This is a genomic window from Marinobacter sp. KM021, from assembly GCF_050707965.1.
Taxonomy (GTDB): Bacteria; Pseudomonadota; Gammaproteobacteria; order Pseudomonadales; family Oleiphilaceae; genus Marinobacter; species Marinobacter shengliensis.
Genome location: NZ_CP136129.1, coordinates 3374685 through 3391435, shown reverse-complemented (window position 1 = coordinate 3391435; position 16751 = coordinate 3374685). Strand labels below are relative to the sequence as shown.

16 protein-coding genes are annotated in these 16751 nt (G+C 59.9%); 3 read left to right on the top strand and 13 right to left on the bottom strand.

Annotated features, from left to right (window positions below):
* Positions 1-242 precede the first annotated feature (242 nt).
* Positions 243-671, top strand: a complete 429-nt coding sequence (locus RVM24_RS15870; protein ID WP_058090816.1) for a thioesterase family protein — start codon at positions 243-245, stop codon at positions 669-671.
* Here RVM24_RS15870 and RVM24_RS15865 read toward each other — a convergent pair.
* From RVM24_RS15865 to RVM24_RS15820, 10 genes are all read right to left on the bottom strand, one after another.
* A complete protein-coding gene (locus RVM24_RS15865) occupies positions 668-997 on the bottom strand; it encodes a Na+/H+ antiporter subunit G (RefSeq protein WP_058090949.1) in 330 nt (109 codons plus the stop codon). The two genes, RVM24_RS15870 and RVM24_RS15865, sit on opposite strands and share 4 nt — an antisense overlap.
* A gap of 11 nt (positions 998-1008) precedes the next feature.
* Positions 1009-1278 (bottom strand): K+/H+ antiporter subunit F, encoded by a 270-nt coding sequence (locus tag RVM24_RS15860; protein ID WP_058090815.1) that lies wholly within the window; start codon positions 1276-1278, stop codon positions 1009-1011.
* Positions 1271-1765, bottom strand: a complete 495-nt coding sequence (locus tag RVM24_RS15855; protein WP_106696101.1) for a Na+/H+ antiporter subunit E — start codon at positions 1763-1765, stop codon at positions 1271-1273. The genes RVM24_RS15860 and RVM24_RS15855 overlap by 8 nt, the downstream gene beginning before the upstream one ends.
* Positions 1762-3291 carry a monovalent cation/H+ antiporter subunit D gene (locus tag RVM24_RS15850; protein WP_431474350.1) on the bottom strand — a complete coding sequence of 510 codons (1530 nt, stop codon included), beginning with the start codon at positions 3289-3291 and terminating at the stop codon, positions 1762-1764. The genes RVM24_RS15855 and RVM24_RS15850 overlap by 4 nt, the downstream gene beginning before the upstream one ends.
* Complete coding sequence (locus tag RVM24_RS15845) at positions 3288-3626, bottom strand: Na+/H+ antiporter subunit C (protein ID WP_058090812.1); 339 nt, start codon at positions 3624-3626, stop codon at positions 3288-3290. Before RVM24_RS15845 ends, RVM24_RS15850 begins: the two co-directional genes overlap by 4 nt.
* Positions 3626-6433: a monovalent cation/H+ antiporter subunit A gene (locus RVM24_RS15840; protein WP_431474349.1), complete on the bottom strand. Its 2808-nt coding sequence runs from the start codon at positions 6431-6433 to the stop codon at positions 3626-3628. Before RVM24_RS15840 ends, RVM24_RS15845 begins: the two co-directional genes overlap by 1 nt.
* Before the next feature lie 123 nt (positions 6434-6556).
* Complete coding sequence (locus tag RVM24_RS15835; protein WP_431475411.1) at positions 6557-7840, bottom strand: MATE family efflux transporter; 1284 nt, start codon at positions 7838-7840, stop codon at positions 6557-6559.
* A gap of 301 nt (positions 7841-8141) precedes the next feature.
* Positions 8142-8639, bottom strand: coding sequence for a thiol peroxidase (gene tpx, locus RVM24_RS15830; RefSeq protein WP_138436066.1), 498 nt, complete (start codon positions 8637-8639; stop codon positions 8142-8144).
* 285 nt (positions 8640-8924) lie between these two features.
* Positions 8925-10145: a multidrug effflux MFS transporter gene (locus tag RVM24_RS15825; protein ID WP_431474348.1), complete on the bottom strand. Its 1221-nt coding sequence runs from the start codon at positions 10143-10145 to the stop codon at positions 8925-8927.
* Positions 10146-10373: 228 nt separating this feature from the next.
* The gene (locus RVM24_RS15820) at positions 10374-11285 is read right to left on the bottom strand and encodes a LysR family transcriptional regulator (RefSeq protein ID WP_138436064.1); all 912 of its coding nucleotides are present in this window, start codon (positions 11283-11285) and stop codon (positions 10374-10376) included.
* Positions 11286-11424: 139 nt separating this feature from the next.
* Here RVM24_RS15820 and RVM24_RS15815 point away from each other — a divergent pair, with 139 nt between their 5' ends.
* Positions 11425-12102 (top strand): haloacid dehalogenase type II, encoded by a 678-nt coding sequence (locus RVM24_RS15815; RefSeq protein WP_431474347.1) that lies wholly within the window; start codon positions 11425-11427, stop codon positions 12100-12102.
* A 134-nt stretch (positions 12103-12236) separates the two neighbouring features.
* On the opposite strand, the gene RVM24_RS15810 is transcribed toward RVM24_RS15815, so the two are convergent.
* Positions 12237-13388: an alpha/beta fold hydrolase gene (locus RVM24_RS15810; RefSeq protein ID WP_431474346.1), complete on the bottom strand. Its 1152-nt coding sequence runs from the start codon at positions 13386-13388 to the stop codon at positions 12237-12239.
* A gap of 180 nt (positions 13389-13568) precedes the next feature.
* Between RVM24_RS15810 and RVM24_RS15805 the strand changes: the two genes are divergently transcribed.
* Complete coding sequence (locus RVM24_RS15805) at positions 13569-14468, top strand: acyltransferase (RefSeq protein WP_431474345.1); 900 nt, start codon at positions 13569-13571, stop codon at positions 14466-14468.
* 10 nt (positions 14469-14478) lie between these two features.
* Here the strand turns inward: RVM24_RS15805 and RVM24_RS15800 are convergent, their stop codons facing one another.
* Positions 14479-14682 carry a hypothetical protein gene (locus RVM24_RS15800; protein WP_061331983.1) on the bottom strand — a complete coding sequence of 68 codons (204 nt, stop codon included), beginning with the start codon at positions 14680-14682 and terminating at the stop codon, positions 14479-14481.
* A gap of 61 nt (positions 14683-14743) precedes the next feature.
* Positions 14744-16729: a ribonuclease R family protein gene (locus tag RVM24_RS15795; RefSeq protein WP_431474344.1), complete on the bottom strand. Its 1986-nt coding sequence runs from the start codon at positions 16727-16729 to the stop codon at positions 14744-14746.
* Positions 16730-16751 lie beyond the last annotated feature (22 nt).

Genomic DNA, 16751 nt, shown 5'->3' with positions numbered 1-16751 from the left:
GGGTGGGGCTTGGGGCTGGGCTTTCCAGAATTGTGCGGAGCCATGGATGGCGGAGCCCAAGCGTCACATGGATGTGCCGAAGGAGCGTGTTCTGGAAAGCCCAGCCCCAAGCGCCGCTTACTCCGAAACAAAAAGCGCAGGAACAAGAAGCAAGATACCCGATAGCACCATAAGATGAGAAGTCACAACCGGAAGCGTATGATTCAGCCCAATCCAATGTTGAACCAGATCAGGACACCCCCGTGGCAAGAATCAAACTCGAATTCCCCGACAACGCCTTCAGCTTCGAAACCCGAATGCCCGTCAGAATCACCGACATCAACGGCGCCAACCACCTGGGCAACGACGCCCTCATCTCCATGCTCTCCGAAGCCCGCGCCCAGTTCCTGGTCGAACACGGCATCGAAGAAGCCGACCAGAATGGCACTGGCATCATCGTCACCGACCTGGCCACCATGTACCAGGGCGAATCCTTCTACCCGGACATGCTCCGCTTCGAAGTCGGCCTGATGGATTTCAACAAATACGGTGGGGATTTCGTGTTCCGGGTTACCAAAGCCGACACCGGCCAATCGGTGGCCATGGCCAAATACGGTTTTGTGTTCTTCAACTACAAAACCCGGGAAGTCACCCCCATGCCCGAGAGCTTCCGGGCCAGGTTTGCCGGCTAACGGTCCGGGTAATTCCGGCTCGGGCCGCCCTTATCCACACCCCGGAAAAGGGCGGCCTTGGCCATCATATGGGCGCTGACTGGCGCCGTCACAAACAGGAAAACGGTCACAATCGCCTCATGCACGGACAGCGCGCCGCGCTGGAAACTGAAAAACAGCAACGAGCCGATCAGCAAACACCCCAGGCCCAGTGTGCTGGCCTTGGTGGGCCCATGCAGACGCATGAAAAAATCCCGCAACCGGGCCAAGCCAATAGAGCCAATCAGCGCAAACAAGGCACCGGCCACCAGGAACAGCGAGATCACCAACTCAAGAACGAACGGCATGGATGACGCAGTCATTCGATCACATCCCCCCGCAACAGGTACTTGGTCATTGCCACGGTTCCGACAAACCCCATCAGCGCAATCAGCATGGCAGCTTCAAACAGGATGCCCAGCGACAACCGGATATCAAACAGCACAATCAACGCAATACTGTTGATCATCAGTGTGTCCAGCGCCAGGATCCTGTCAACAATGTCGGGCCCGATGGCCAGCCGGTAAAGGTTCAGCAGGATGGCAATCGCAAACACAGTGATCGCCAGGTTAACCGCCCATTCAATCATCAAAAATCTCCTGTAACGGTTTCTCGTAGTGCTCACGGATGTCCTGAATCAGCGCAGCCTCATCCTCCAGATGCAGACAGTGAATCAACAGGCACCGGCCCTCGCGATCGTAGTGGGCGCTCACCGTGCCCGGGGTGAGCGAAATGGTGCTGGCCAATATGGTCACGGCAAAATCGTCGGTCAGGGTCAGAGGGTAAGTGAAGAACCCTGGCTCCAGCTGCCGGGAATAGAACAGAATGCGCCGGGCGACAATCAGGTTGGATTTCAGGATGTCCATCAACAACCGGCCAAGGTAGCGCAGCAACCTACCCGGATGCTTGATCTTTGAACGCTCCGGCCAGAACGGCTGGGTGACCCGGGAAATCACCACCGCCAGCACCGCACCCAGCAACAGGTGGGCAAAGCTGAACTCATTCATCAGCAGCCATAACAGCAGCAGAAAGCCGGCGAACAGAGGGTGTGGCACCCAGCGCTGTAACCAGTTCATGGGGTGAGCCCTCCCGTTTTCGTGGCGGGCTCACCAAGCACCGCCTGAACGTAGGCGGACGGATGATAGAGCTGGCCTGCGGTCGCGGTCATATACTCCATCACCGGCGCAGCAAACAGGGCCAGGGTGCCACTGATGCCGATAAGCACTGATACTGTGGCCACCCGCGCCGGGTCCAGCTTGCGGCGCTGGCGGCCGGTGAACGGCTCCGGTTTCCAGAACCAGCCGGAGCCGGCACGGCTGAGTGCGGCAATCATGAATAACCCGGCTAACAGTGTGATACCCCAAAGCCAGAGATAATGCGGATGCCCGGTGGCGTTTTGCAGCAGCCAGGCTTTGCTGATAAACCCGGAGAACGGCGGCAGCCCCGCCATACTGACCGCCGCCACCAGAAACAGCGTACCCAAAATCCAGCGATGGGTCAGAGGCGCGGTCACCGAGAGCAAATCGTAGCCGTCGGACCGCTGCCGGCCGATGAGGTCGGCCAGCAGGAAGAACACCGCCGCCAGGCAGGTGCTGTGCAGCAGGTAGAACAGGCTGGCGGCCAATACGGTGGTTTCGGCCATGGCAAAACTGGCCATCAGCAAGCCGCTGGACATGATAACCAGGTAAGCCGCCATGGTGCGCAGGCTGGCGGCCCCCAGCACGCCAATGGCGCCGAGGCCCAAGGTGGCCAGCGCCAGAGGCCAGAGCCAGAGGAATACCCCGGCATTGAGGGGCTGCGCCGGGTCGAGCCCGAACACAATCAGAAGCACCCGAACCATGGCGTAAAAACCCACCTTGGTCATGATGGCAAACAGCGCGGCTACCGGTGCGCTGGAAGCCGAATAGGCCCTGGGTAGCCAGAACAGCAGTGGCAGGATTGCGGCCTTGATACCGAACACCACCATCAGCAGCAGGGCGGCACCTTTGAGCAGGGTCTGGTCATCGGGGCTGGCGGCGGCAATCCGCACCGCCAGGTCGGCCATGTTCAGGGTGCCGGTCAGGCCGTAAAGAATGCCAAGGGCCAGCAGGAACAGGGCAGAGCCGAGCAGGTTGATGATCACATAGTGCAAGCCCGCCCGGCTTCTGGCCCGGCCGCCGCCGTGCAGCAACAGGGCGTAGGAAGCCAGCAGCAGGATCTCGAAAAACACGAACAGGTTGAACAGATCACCGGTCAGGAAGGCGCCGTTAATGCCCATCAGCTGGAACTGGAACAGGGCATGAAAGTGGGAACCCTCCCGGTCGCTGCCCCGGCTGGCATAGAGCACGCAGAACAGGGCCAGTAAGGCGGCCAGTAGCAGCATCATTGCACTCAGCCGGTCCAGCACCAGCACAATGCCGAACGGCGGCTGCCAGTTGCCCAGCCAGTAGGTGTGGTAATCGGTTTGCGCCGCAATAACCGCCCACACGCCCAGCGCCACCAGCAAACTGGTGGACAGAATACTCCACACCCGTTGCCGGCCGATACTGGCCCGGTGGTTTACCAGCAACCAGGCGGCGGCCAGCATGGGGATGACGACCGGCAGAATCATCAGGTGGGTCATGGCCGGTCCTCGTTCGGGTTTTCACCGTCTACGTGATCGTTTCGCAACTCCACTGCGGCTTTCAGCGACAGCACTACCACAAAGGCGGTCATGGCGAAGCTGATCACAATGGCGGTCAACACCAGCGCCTGGGGCAGCGGGTCTGCGCTGGTTTCAGTGAGCCCGACGATGGCCGGGGCGCCGGTTGTCAGCCGGCCCATGCTGAACAGGAACAAGTTGACTGCGTGCGACAACAAGGTCAGGCCCAGCACCACGGAAAAGGTGCGCGCACGCAGAATAAGAAACACCCCACAAGTGGTAAGCACGCCCAGAGCCACTGCGATCAGCAATTCCATCAGCCTACCTCCTTGCCGGGGCCGGCTATGGTCATCAGTTTGCCCAGGTTTGCCAGAATCAACAGGGTTGCCCCGACCACAGTGGTGTAAACGCCCAGATCAAACAGCAGCGCACTGGCCAATTCGAACTCGCCGATCAATGGCCAGTGCAGATGAGCAAAGGTGGTGGTCAGGAACGGATACCCGAACACCCAACTGGCAACCCCGGTGAACATGGCGATCAGCAGCCCCGCACCAATGAGCGAGCGGAAGTGCGTACGCATGCGCGCCTGGGCCCAGACCAGGCCACCGGCCATGTATTGCAGGGTCAGCGCGACGGCCGTGACCAATCCCGCAATGAAACCGCCCCCAGGCATGTTGTGGCCGCGCAGGAAAATATACGCGGACACCAGCAGGGCAATGGGCAAAGCCATGTGCGCCACCATCTGCAGGATGACCGGATGGGGCTCTGCTACCCAATGGGAGTGGCCGGATTCCGCCACCCGTTTTTTCAGATTCAGGTTGCGGGTAAAGGCGAACACCGCCACGGCGGCAATGCCCAGTACCGTGATCTCACCCAGGGTATCGAACCCCCGGAAATCCACCAGGATCACATTCACCACGTTGGTGCCGCCGCCTCCGGGCACACTGTTGGCCAGGAAAAAGTCGGAAATGGAGTTTACCGGTCGGGTCAGCACGGCAAAGGTGAATGCAGCCACACCGCCGCCGGCGGCCAGGGCCACGAACAGATCACGGGCAATTCTGGGAAAGCGGGATTCCTTGGGTGAGCTCTGGGGTAAGAACGACAGGGCCAGCATCATGATCACCACCGCCATCACTTCAACTGACAGTTGCGTCAGGGCAAGGTCCGGCGCGGAGAACCAGGCAAAGGTGAGGGTGACAAACAGGCCGGTGACCGACAACAGCAACAGGGCCGGCAAGCGGTGGCGGTGGAACAGTGTCACGCCAATGGCCGACAGACACAGGATGCTGATGCCAAACACCACTAGCGGATCGAGACTGCTCAATGGCACCGGCCCGCGCCACCGCTCCAGCCCGAGCAGGCTCCAGGCCACAAGGGCGACGGTGGTTAACAGGATCAGTGCCAGGTATCGTTGGAGCGAGCCGTTCTCCAGGCGATAAACCAGCGTTTGGGAGAAGCGGATGGTGCGCTGCATGGCAGTTTCAAAAATGTCCTTGGCGTCCACTTCCGGCAGTCGTGCATGGATGGCAAAAAGCGGCTTGCGGGCGCTGTAAACCGCCAGCCCGCCCAGCATGGCGGCCAGACTCATCATGGCTGGGGTGTGGGCGTCCGACAGGGCACTGAAATCATACGCTGGTAGATGAGACACGGTGGTCTGCAGCACCGCCAGATGCACCAGGTGGTCGTAGATCCACTGGGGAGCCAAGCCAACCAGCAACGATAACGTCGCCAGAATGGCCAGCGGCAACAATGCGGCGGCCGGCTTACGCTTTGGCGGCCACACCGGCAGATCCCGTGGCTGGCCATTGAAGAAAACGTTGTGGAAGATGCGCACCGAATAGGCCACCGAGAACAGACCGGCCACGGTGACCCAGGCCGGGATCACCACATCCGCCCAATGGGGTGCGGTCACCAGCAGGCTTTCGGAGAACAGCATCTTCTTGCTCAGGTAGCCGCTCATCAGCGGCAGCCCCGCCATGGCGGCCGCCGGCACCAGGGTGACGATCATCAGAGCAGGCATCCAGCGCCACAGGCCATTGATCAGCTGCATATCCCGGCTGCCCGTGGCCTGATCCACATAGCCTGCCATCATGAACAGCGGGGCCTTGAACAGGGCATGGCAGACCAGATGGAACAGGGCCGCCGCCATGGCCATTTCACTGCCCATACCAATCAGCAGGGTGATCAGGCCCAGATGGGATATGGTGGAATAGGCCAGCAGGCCCTTGATGTCGTGCATGAACATGGCCACAAAGGCGCCCACCATCAGGGTCACCATGCCGGTGACGGTGATCAGGGCAAACCAGAGCTCGGTATCGCCCAGGGCCGGGTGCAAACGCGCCATCAGGAACAGCCCGGCCTTGACCATAGTGGCTGAATGCAGATACGCGGAGACCGGCGTGGGGGCGGCCATGGCGTGGGGCAACCACAGGTGGAAAGGCGCCTGGGCGGATTTGGTGAATGCGCCCAGTAGCACCAGGCTCAGCATCAGCGGGTACAGGCTGTGATGCTTGAGGGCCTCGCCCTGAGAGAGGATGTCGGACAACTGGAAGCTGCCGGCCATGTTGCCCAGCAACAGAATGCCGGCCAGCAGGGCCAGGCCGCCACCCCCGGTAATCACCAGTGACATCCGGGCACCCCGGCGGGCGCCTCGGCTGGACCAGGTAAAGCCGATCAGCAGGAACGACACCAGGCTGGTCAGTTCCCAGAACACCAGCATGAACAGCAGGTTTTCAGATAGCACAATGCCCAGCATGGCGGTCATGAACAGCTGGATCAGGATAAAGAAGCGCGGCGCGTTGGCTTTGCCGTCAAAGTAATAGCGGGCGTACAGAATGATCAGGCAGCCAATGCCGGTGATCAGAGTGGCAAACAGCCAGCTCAGGCCGTCCAGCCGGAACGACAGGTCCAACCCCAGTTGAGGAATCCACTGTACAGTGGTGATCAGCGCGTTCTGGTCTGAAGCCTGCGGCCAATGGCTTGCCAGCAAAAGGGCGCCGGTAAAAGGTGCAACGGCAGCCAGAAGTGCATGAGCACGGATGCTGGTGCCGTCAGAGCGGCGGCTCAGTAACCAGGAAGCAAACGCTCCCAGCACCGGCAGCAAAATGATGAGTCCTGGTACCATAGAGAGGCCGGTAGCCCGGAAGGAATATTTGGGTTAATTGTTCATCCGCCCGCAGCGATCAGGCTCGGGCGTGATAGCTAAAACAGATTACCGAAGACTAGCACATTAATTCATTGTTAACCGTCAAGTGGCCGGGTACTTTTGTCGCAAACGGGTCATTCCTTGGCGGTACAGACTGTATGCCAACAGTCCGGCTGCCAGGTTGCCGATCAGGGCCCCGGTCATCAATCCGGTGAGCCCGGACACCTGAGCGCCCAGCCAAAGCATTGGCAGGTAACAGGCGAATAGCCGCAGGGTTGAGATCAGCAGTGCCCGCATGGGTAATCCCAGGGCATTGTTGATCGAGACCATCAGCATACAGACCCCCAAGCCGCTATAACTCAGGGGCACCCGCAGCAGGTAGCTCAGCAGGATGTCCTGGACATCACCATCACGGCTGAACAGGGTGGCGACCAGCCCGGAGGCCACCAGCCACACCAGCCCCAGCAACAGTTGCCAGACCACCACAAAGCGCACGGCAATGCGCACCAGTTTGCGAATGTTGTCCAGTTCGCCGGCTCCCAGCATGCGCCCGATCATTGGCGGCATGGACATGGTCAGTGCCAATACGACCACGATGGAGAAAAACTCGAGCCGGGTACCCAGCCCCCAGGCGGCGACGGCGGCGGAGCCAAAACCGGCCACCAGCGAGGTGGCCAGCATGGCGGAAAGGGGCGGCATCAGCTGGCTGACCATGGCCGGTGCCATGATACCGCCAAGTTGTCGGATTGCTTTGGACAGTTGCAGTTGCAGCAGGTCAAAGCGCAGCCATTGGCGCTTTACCAATGCCGGGAAAACCACCAGGGCACCGATCCCGAAGGCGGTGATGGTGGCCCAGGCGGCCCCGGGCAGGCCCCAGCCGAAGACAAAGATATACAGTGGGTCCAGGGCGATGTTGAGCAGGCTGGTGGCGATCATCATGTAGCCGGGTAACTTGGTGTCGCCGTTGGCACGGCAGACGGCGTAGCCAAAGTAGAGCAAGGCGCCAAGCCAGGCAGACATAAGCCACGGCACCCAGTATTCCCGAATGGCGGGCCGGAGTTGGTCTTCGGCGCCGAGGAAGTTGAGTATCCCGGTTTGTAATAGCCAGACTGAAAGGCACAGAATGAGCGCGAGGCTGGCGCCGATGGTGACAACGAGGCCGCCAAGGCGTTGGGCGCGGAGGTTGTCGCCCTGGCCCAGGGTTCTGGAGATGATGGCGGTGGTGGCGATGCCGAGGCCCACGTACATGCCGCTGACCAGTTGTTGCATGGGTACGGTGAAGCCCAGGGCGGCGAGGGGGTCGCGGCCAAGCTGGCCGACGAAGGCGCTGTCGGTGAGCTGGAAGGTCATCAGGGAGAGCACGCCGAACAGCATGGGCCAGGTCATTTGGTAGAGCTGGCGGGCCAGGCTTGGGCTTTTCGGTTGGTTCTGCACTTGGGGGTCGGTGCCTTGGGTTTTGGATTCTGGGCGTGGATTCTAACAGGTCTGGCTTTTGGTGCGTGCTAAGTGTGCGGGCAGGTCTTTCTCAAACACGCTGTGAATACGTCCCTGTACGCTCTGCTCCGCCATCCATGGCTCCGCAAGGTTTGAGAAAGACCTGCCCGCACACTCAGCCCAAGCTCGGAACGGGTAGTCCAAAACAATATCAACGCTGCGTAAATGCTCTGACCACCCGGTTGGGGATGTTTTACAGAACCTTCAGCGCTGCTTCGTAATCCGGCTCGTTTTTGATTTCGTTGACCAGTTCGCTGTGCAGGACTTTGTTGTTCTCGTCGAGGACCACAACCGCACGGGCGCACAGGCCGGCCAGCGGGCCGTCCTGGATGGCGACGCCGTAGTCTTGTTGGAAGCTGTAGTTGCGGAAGGTGGAGAGGGTTTCAACGTTGTTCAGGCCTTCGGCTCCGCAGAAGCGGGCGGCGGCGAAGGGGAGGTCGGCGGAGACGACGAGGACGACGGTGTTGTCGAGGCTGCCGGCTTTTTCGTTGAATTTGCGGGTGCTGGCGGCGCATACGCCGGTGTCGATGCTGGGGATGATGTTGAGAATTTTGCGTTTGCCGGGCCAGCTGTCGAGTTTTACTTCTTCGAGGCCGCTGTTGGTCAGGGTGAATGGGGCGGCGTTTTCGCCGGGCTGGGGGAATTTGCCACTGACGTCGATGGGGTTGCCGTCCAGGGTGACGTTGCTCATGGTGTGCTCCTTGTCTTGTGGTTTTGGATCTCTGCAATCTACTCTGTGTAGTCTACTTTGGATGACTTTTCATCCTTCTGCACGTAAACCAATGCTTTAACACCGGTGCAGGTCCGGGTAGGGGACTGCTTTCCAAAACACGCTGTGAATACATCCATGTACGCTCTGCTCCGCCATCCATGGCTCCGCAAGGTTTTGGAAAGCAGTCCCCTACCCGAACCCTCGGCTCTTCTGCTGGTTTTCACCAAATTGAAGTTACGGGATTACCTTGTCCAAAAGACGGTATCAGTTTGAACCAGCTCCCTGCGCCTCAAATCCCGGTGCAGGGTATCGCTGCACTAGAAACAGGTAACCAATCAGGCCGAGCCCTGCGCAGATAGCAATAATCGTGGCCATGACCAGTGGCGTGCCGTCGTGGAGGATGCCTACCAGGGCTCCGGCAGCGGCAGCGGCGGTCATTTGGATGAAGCCGAGGAGGGCGGATGCCGAGCCGGCCATGTTGGGGTGGTTGGCTAAGGCGCCGGCCATGGTTTGGGGCAGGACCATGCCGGTGCCGGCCATGAACAGGGCTTGCGGTAGCACCACGGCCCAGGGGCTGTAGATGTTGTGGTAGGCAAGCAATGTCATGGTGGCGCCGGCGGTGAGGGTGGTGGCCAGGCCGTAGAGTAGGATTTGGTCTGGGAGGTAGCGCCCGGCGAGGCGGATGGAGGCCATGTTGCCGAGCAGGTAGCCGCCGGCGGTGATGGCGGTGTACAGGCCGAAGTGTTCCGGTGCAACGCCCAGGACGTCGATCAGTACGAAGGCGGATCCGGACAGGAAGGCGAACAGGCCTCCGTAGATGGCGGCGCTGGTGAGGGTGTAGCCGATGAAGGTCATGTCGGTGCTGATGCGGCGGTAGTTGCTCATGAGCTGGCAAAATCTGAACGGTTGCCGGTGTTCCAGGCGCAGGGGTTCGGGGATGCCGAAGGCGATGACGGCAACCATGATCAAGGCGTAGCCCGCCATGACGATGAAGATCCAGTGCCAGTCCATGGTGGCTACGATAAACCCGCCGAGCGTGGGCGCCACTGCCGGTGCTAGGGCCATCATGCCGGCAAGCAGGGCGAGAATTTTTGCCGCTTCCCGGGGCGTATAAACGTCCCGCACCACGGCTCTGCCGAGGACTGGTCCTGCGGAACCGCCGAGTGCTTGCAGGAACCGGAACAGTTGCAGGGTTTCAATGTTACTGGCCAGGGCGCAGCCGATGCTTGCAAGGGTAAACAGCAGCATGCCGCCGATCATCACAGGCTTTCGGCCAAAGCGATCGGCCAAGGGCCCACACACAAGCTGAGCAAGGGCAAAACCAATAAGATAAACACTCAGCGTGAACTGAACCTGATCGGTGCCGGCGTTAAAGTCAGCCCCAATCTGCGGCAGCGCAGGCAGGTACATATCAATGGCCATCGGCCCGAGGGCGACCGCGGCGGCGAGTAAAATGGTGGTCCAGATGCTGGTGAGTGCGAGCACGGTTATTCCTGACCCCGGAGTTGGGTGAGAGTGGGGTAGTGCCTCCCAAAACACGCTCCTTGCGGCACATCCATGTGACGCTTGGGCTCCGCCATCCCTGGCTCCGCACAGTTTTGGGAGGCACTACCCCACTCTCACCAGCGAACATATGGAGGGGGAGTCTAGGACGGCCGGCCCAGAAAAATAACGGCTTAACCTTTCATGCAATACATGAACAATATTGATTGATTAATCGTGCAAGCCGTTCATGGTGGCCGCCACCGAGTTCACCTGATTGCGAACCCAGCGGTGGGCGGGGTCTGTCTGGTGGCGTCGGTGCCAGAGCATGAGCAGAGTGAAGGGGTTGTATTCAAAGGGTAAAGGCACGTAGGCGAAGTCCCGCATCAGTTGATTGCTCATTCGTTCGGGTGCGGAGGCCAAAAGGTCAGTGCCGCGCAGAAACTCCGGCAGGCCGGAGAAGTTGGAGACCGTCACCATGCTGCGCCGTTTCAGACCTCTTGCTTCCATAGTGCTATCCAGCCCGGGCTTTTCGCCGGTGGCGAACAGCACGGTGATATGGTCGGCGTTCATGTAATCCTTCAGGTCAGCCGGCGCGTCACGTTGGTTCTGGTCGTAAAACACCACCATCCGGTCCGCCATCAAGCCCCGCTGCATGATGTCCGTCGTCTCCGGCGCAAACGGGCTGATCACCAGATCGCAGGCCTCTTTGCGCAGAAGATCGGCATTGGGAATGCCGGAGGGAATCACCTGCAGGTGAATACCCGGCGCCTGTTCCCTGAGTGTCTTCACCAACCCTGGTAGCAACAGATCCCGCTGGTAGTCGTTGGCCGCAATGGTAAACGTAAACTCCGCCGTGGCCGGCTCAAACGGTGGCCCCGAGGGCAGGGTGCGCAGGTCGTCCAGTAGCTGACGGATGTGCGGCCCGGTGCGCAGGGCATAGTCGGTCGGCACAATGCCCCGTCCGGATTTCACAAACAGGGGATCGCCGAAGGCCTGGCGCAAACGCTCCAGGGTATGGCTTACCGCCGATTGGGTCACCCCCAACCGAACGGCCGCACGCGACACCCCGCCCTCGTCCAATACGGCAACGAAGGTGGCGAGGGATCTCAGGTCCAGGTTCAACATATCAACAGGCTTCATGGTTGGCAGTTTAGGCGAGCGCAAGAGCCAAGTCATCTGGAAGCCGGGCCTGGTTGATCGGTTTTGCCACTAAAGTCCGGTTGGGCTAAATTGAGTAATCGTTCAATATTGAGGCGCACTCCCCGGAACAGGAGCAAACATGAAAACCACCCTGGCGTTTGATGTATACGGAACCTTGGTAGACCCGATGGGCATGCCCCGACTGCTTGAGCAGGATGCGGGCGAGCAGGCAGCGGTGGTTGCCGGGCTCTGGCGGGAGAAACAGCTGGAGTTTTCGTTCCGGAAGGGCCTGATGCGAGTCTACGAAGATTTTGGCGTATGCACCCGCCAGGCCCTGCGCTATGCCATGGCAGTTCATCAGCTGGAGCTGACCAGGGCGCGGGAAGACCAACTCATGGCCGCCTACTTGTCCCTCCCCGCGTTTGAGGATGCCTTACCGGCCCTGCAGTCATTGAAGGGCCAATACCCCCTGTTCGCCTTCTCCAACGGCAGCTACCCGGCACTGGAAAAGGTGCTCGGTCACAACAACCTGCTGGAGCAGTTCGATGGCCTGGTGTCGGTGGACGACATCAAAAGCTTCAAACCAGACCCCGCCGTCTACACCTACGCCCGCCGCGCGACCGGCGCCTGGGACAGCCCCCTGTGCCTGGTGTCCAGCAACGCCTGGGACGTGATCGGTGCCAGAGCGGCCGGGTTGTCAGCGATTTGGGTAAAGCGGGATGAAAACCGGGTTTTCGAAGACTGGGGCATAGAGCCAACTGCGGTAATACAAAGTCTTTCTCAACTTCCCGAGAGTCTCAAGGCTCTCAGTACCTGAAAGCAGCTTTCAATAGGCATATCAAACAGTCAGCGAAGGCAGGGGTTGGGGAGGGGGTGCCAAAACCATCAGGAAAACCACGTTTTCCGTTTTGGCACCCTCCCCAACCCCTGCCGACATACTCCGATAAAAAGTCAGTCAGACCGAGCCGCCAGCCACTCCGCCAGCTCCAGCCAAGAGGCCTTGGGCGCCTTGCTCCCCGCAAGAATCCCCATATGCCCGCCCGGCGCCACCCGAAAGGTTTTGTCAGTAGAGCTGACATGATCCATCACCCGCTTCGCCGCCCCCGGCGTGGCCAGAGTGTCTTCCTGGCCGGCAATCGCCAGTAAGTTGGCATTCACATTCTCCAGCCGCGCAAAATCCTCACCGATCTGGATTTGCCCCTTGGCCAGCTGATTATCAATCCACACCCGCACCACCGTATCCTGAATCACCCCGCCAGGATAAGCCACCATCCGGTCCAGAAACGCCGACGTGGTGGCGTGATTGGTGACAAACTCCCGGTCACCCAGGCGCACAATCAGCTCCCAGTAGCCCATCACACTGCCAATCGGATTGGTCAGCTTGAAACCGATGGTATTGGCCCAGCCCGGGGTGTGAAACCAGTGTGGCTTCATACTGTGCAACTGAAACCCCGTGCGTTTGCGCACCACCCCGGCAACATCCGCAATGCGCTGGTACATCCAGCCGATGGCACCGGAGGCATGGCTGTCGATCGGCAGGCCCAGCACGATGGCGTTGCGAATGTGCTGGTCCTTGCTCAGGGCAGAGTAAAACAGCGTGAACATGCCGCCCATACTCCAGCCGTGCAGCGACAGTTCCTGCTCGCCGCTGTGCTCCCGCACCCGGTTCAGATAGGCCGGCAGCAATTCCGCCACATAGGTATGCATGTTGTAATGGGTGTGCTCCCGCTTGGGAATGCCCCAGTCAATCAGATACACCTCGAATCCCTTCGCCCGCAGAAACCGCACCAGGCTGCGCTGGGGGAACAGATCGTAGATCAGCATGTTCACCGCCAGGGGCGGGATGATCACAATCGGTGTGCGATGGGTTGTCCGCTCCACCGGAATCACCAGATCGTCCAGCTCAATGAAATCCTCTTTCAGTGGCGAGTAGTAACGCAGGCTGACCAATCCGTCCGAATAGAGGGTTTTAAACGGGGTCTGGCCTGCCTGTACCAGGCTGGCGGCGCGAAACACCCGGTCAAAGGCGTTACCGGCATAGAGGGTGCCCTGGCGAGCCAGGTCAGAGGTCAGGTTGAGGGCAGCTTTCACGGGGTTAAGCATGTGTGTTTCCGTTGGTGCTTCAGTCACTGTTCCCGACAGGATAGGCGGGCGGTTGCTCGGGTACCATGGCAAAACCGTCACATCTGGCCGGCATAATGGTCACTTCAGGCCACTGCCCAATCCTGTATCTCATTGTTATGATAACGGCCTTCCCGTAACTACAATGAAAACAGGATCCCCATGCTCAGTTTCTTGCCTGCCCCGATCATTGGCGTGCTCAACTCCATTCTGCTGGGCCTCAACACCCTGTTCTGGTGCCTGCTGCTCTATATTCCGGCGGTGCTGAAACTGATCATCCCGCACAAGGGGTTCCGGGTGCTGTGCACCAAGGTCATCATCTGGATCTCGGAGTCCTGGGTGGCTTGCAATACGGGCTGGATGAAACTGACCCACAGCACCCGCTGGCAGGTGACCGGTGCAGACAACCTGAAACGGGAAAGCTGGTACCTGGTGCTTAGCAACCACCAGAGCTGGGTGGATATCTTTGCCATGCAGCGGGTATTCAACCGTCGGGCGCCGTTTCTCAAATTTTTCCTGAAACAGCAGCTGATCTGGGTGCCAGTGATTGGTCTGGCCTGGTGGGGACTGGATTTCCCGTTTATGAAACGCTACACCCGGGAATACCTGATCAAGCACCCGGAAAAACGCGGTGAAGACCTGAAAGCCACCCGCAAGGCCTGCGAAAAATTCCGCTACACCCCGGTGAGTGTGATGAACTTTGTCGAAGGCACCCGCTTTACCAAAGCCAAACACGACAAGCAGAAATCCCCCTACCAGAACCTGTTGCTGCCGAAAGCCGGTGGCGTGGCCTTTGTACTGGATGCCATGGGCGATTCCATCGACACCCTGGTGGACGTGACCATTGCCTACCCCAACGGTGCACCCACTTTCTGGGATTTCATGTGTGGCCGTGTGCCGGAGGTCCAGCTGGATATCAACACCCAGCTGATTCCGGAGCACTTGAAAGGTCGAGACTATTCCAGCGATGCCGAACATCGTCGGAATGTGAAGGAATGGTTGGGAGAGTTATGGCAAAGCAAGGATCAGCGCCTGACTCAGGCGCTGACTGCGGGCAAGTGAACGAAACGGGTCAGGACTCGTCTTCGTCTTCCACCTCATCCGGATGTTCGCGCTTGTAGCGCTCCCATTCTTCCCAATCGTGAGGCGTCCCGGCATGGGGACGCTTCAGGTGTTTGGCGTGATCCAGCGCGTTTTCACGCAGACTGTGATCACGCTCTTCCTCTTCTTTGTCGAAGCCGTATTTCTTCAGAAATTCCTGGGGGCTGATGGTCATGGTGCACCTCCCGTCAAAGGCTGTTTCCTAAGGAGTACGGTGCGCCTGAATTTTCGGTTTTTCAACCGTTGTCGGTGCCATCACCACGGACAATCTCTTCAGCCTCAAGCAGCTTGAAGTTGATCTGCCGGCGCTCGTCGTCCACCCCGGCGAAGCTGACGGTAACCCGCTGCTCCAGCTGGAAGATACGGCCATTCTTGTTGTGCACCAGGCGCAGGGTGACCGGATCAAAGCCGTACTTGCCCTCCAGGTCCTTGCAGCTGACAAAGCCTTCCAGCCCGTTGCTGTCCAGGCGCACGAAGAAACCGGAGGGCATGGTGCGGCTGATGGTGCCTTCCATGGGGTCTTCCGGCAGGGTCTTGGCGTAGTCGGCCTTGAGCCAGGTTTCCAGAGTGTTGGCGGCCTGGCGGGCGCGGAACTGGGTGGCTTGCAGGGCTTCCAGTTGCTGGCTGTTCAGGGGTTTGATCGGGGTGTTCCAGAGCGCCGCTTTGATCAACCGGTGCACGTAAAAGTCCGAGAATTTGCGCAGCGGTGAGGTGAAGGTGGTGTAGGCGTCCAGCCCCATGCCCTGATGGGGCGCGGCATCAAAGCCCAGCTCCGCCCGGGCCAGCTGGCGGGACAGGATGGCTTTCACCGGTACCTCGGCCTGTGGCTGATCGCTGTGTTTCATCAGCGCCTTGAAGCCTTCGGCGGTGCTGGCGTCGTGCTCGGCCAGGTGTGGCGCATGGCTTTCGAGCAATTTCCGGATGTTGTCGGCGCGGTCGTCCCGCAGGCCCGGGTGCTGGATAAACAGGCCTTTGCCCTGCTGGGTCAGGAAGTCTGCGGCACAGCGGTTTGCGGCCACCATGCATTCCTCCACCAGCCGGTGGGCTTCGTTCTGCACCGAGGGTTCAATCACCCGGATACGCTTATTCTCGTCCAGGCGCAGGCGGAATTCCGGCCGGTCCTGGCTCAGCAGCGCGTGTTCGGCGCGCCATTTACGCAGGGCGGTGGCGGCCTGATGCAGCTGGTCCAGGCTGTTGGCGACCTCGTCTGGTAAAGCCTTGATCTCGTCGTCTTCCCGGCCTTCGATCAGGTGGGAGACCAGTTCGTAGCTCAGCTTGCCCTTGGAGCGGATTGTCGCCTGCCGGAAGCTGTAATCGCCCAGGCTGCCGTCGTTATTCACCTGCAGGTCACACACCAGAGCCAGCCTGGGCACATCCGGCATGAGCGAGCACAACCGTGTGCTGATGCTGTCAGGCAGCATGGGCAGCGGCTCGCCCGGGAAATAGATAGCGGTGGCCCGGTTGAAGGCTTCTTCCTCAGCCGGGCTGCCCGGTTCGATCATCGCCGTCGGGTCGGCAATGGCAATGGACAGCGTCCAGCCAGTGGCGTTGGGCGTGGCCATCAGGGCATCGTCCATGTCCTGGGTGCCTGGGCTGTCGATGGTCACATAGGGTTGCTCGGTACGGTCTTCCCTGCCGTCGGTATGGGTCGCGACGGATTCTTCGCTCAGGGCATCGGCTTGTTTCTGAACCTCGTCCGGCCAGGCATCGGCGAGGTCGAAATTGGCCAGGGTGAACGCCCGTTCGATGCCCGGTTGGCCTGCCTTGCCAATGACTCGCAGGACTTTTGCCTGGCCTTTTCCATCCTTGAACGGGTGGCGATGGATCTGGCAGTAGATAAAGTCGTCGGGCTCGGCACCCATGCGCTCTTTCGGTGGAATGAAGATCCAGCGGTTGATGCCCGGGGTTTCCGGTGCCACAAAGTGGCCCTTGCCCTTGATCAGGTAGCGGCCAACAAAGGTGGTCAGGTGCGATTCCAGAAGCTCGTCCACCACGCCCTGGGTTTTGCCTTTTTCCACTTCCTGCTCGGTGACGTTCACCCGATCTCCGGGCAGCACTTTCTGCATTTCTTCCGGTGGCAGGAACACATCCCGCCCCTCATCCAGGGCCACAAAGCCGAAGCGCCCGTTGGTAGGTTTGACCGTGCCCGGGAAGACCACCTTGTTCTGCTTGATATCGGTTTTCAGCTGGCGCAACTGATTGAGAGCGTCGGCATTGAGCATGGAGAAAAGACCTGGCTGTAAA

Bases quoted from the DNA above. Each gene is read 5' to 3' on its own strand.
- RVM24_RS15810 (WP_431474346.1), bottom strand. From the start codon at position 13,388: ATGCTTAACCCCGTGAAAGCTGCCCTCAACCTGACCTCTGACCTGGCT.
- RVM24_RS15820 (WP_138436064.1), bottom strand. From the start codon at position 11,285: ATGAAGCCTGTTGATATGTTGAACCTGGACCTGAGATCCCTCGCCACC.
- RVM24_RS15795 (WP_431474344.1), bottom strand. From the start codon at position 16,729: ATGCTCAATGCCGACGCTCTCAATCAGTTGCGCCAGCTGAAAACCGAT.
- tpx (WP_138436066.1), bottom strand. From the start codon at position 8,639: ATGAGCAACGTCACCCTGGACGGCAACCCCATCGACGTCAGTGGCAAA.
- RVM24_RS15835 (WP_431475411.1), bottom strand. From the start codon at position 7,840: ATGACCTGGCCCATGCTGTTCGGCGTGCTCTCCCTGATGACCTTCCAG.
- RVM24_RS15815 (WP_431474347.1), top strand. From the start codon at position 11,425: ATGAAAACCACCCTGGCGTTTGATGTATACGGAACCTTGGTAGACCCG.
- RVM24_RS15840 (WP_431474349.1), bottom strand. From the start codon at position 6,433: ATGGTACCAGGACTCATCATTTTGCTGCCGGTGCTGGGAGCGTTTGCT.
- RVM24_RS15805 (WP_431474345.1), top strand. From the start codon at position 13,569: ATGCTCAGTTTCTTGCCTGCCCCGATCATTGGCGTGCTCAACTCCATT.
- RVM24_RS15850 (WP_431474350.1), bottom strand. From the start codon at position 3,291: ATGACCCACCTGATGATTCTGCCGGTCGTCATCCCCATGCTGGCCGCC.
- RVM24_RS15860 (WP_058090815.1), bottom strand. From the start codon at position 1,278: ATGATTGAATGGGCGGTTAACCTGGCGATCACTGTGTTTGCGATTGCC.
- RVM24_RS15800 (WP_061331983.1), bottom strand. From the start codon at position 14,682: ATGACCATCAGCCCCCAGGAATTTCTGAAGAAATACGGCTTCGACAAA.
- RVM24_RS15865 (WP_058090949.1), bottom strand. From the start codon at position 997: ATGCCGTTCGTTCTTGAGTTGGTGATCTCGCTGTTCCTGGTGGCCGGT.
- RVM24_RS15845 (WP_058090812.1), bottom strand. From the start codon at position 3,626: ATGGAATTGCTGATCGCAGTGGCTCTGGGCGTGCTTACCACTTGTGGG.
- RVM24_RS15855 (WP_106696101.1), bottom strand. From the start codon at position 1,765: ATGAACTGGTTACAGCGCTGGGTGCCACACCCTCTGTTCGCCGGCTTT.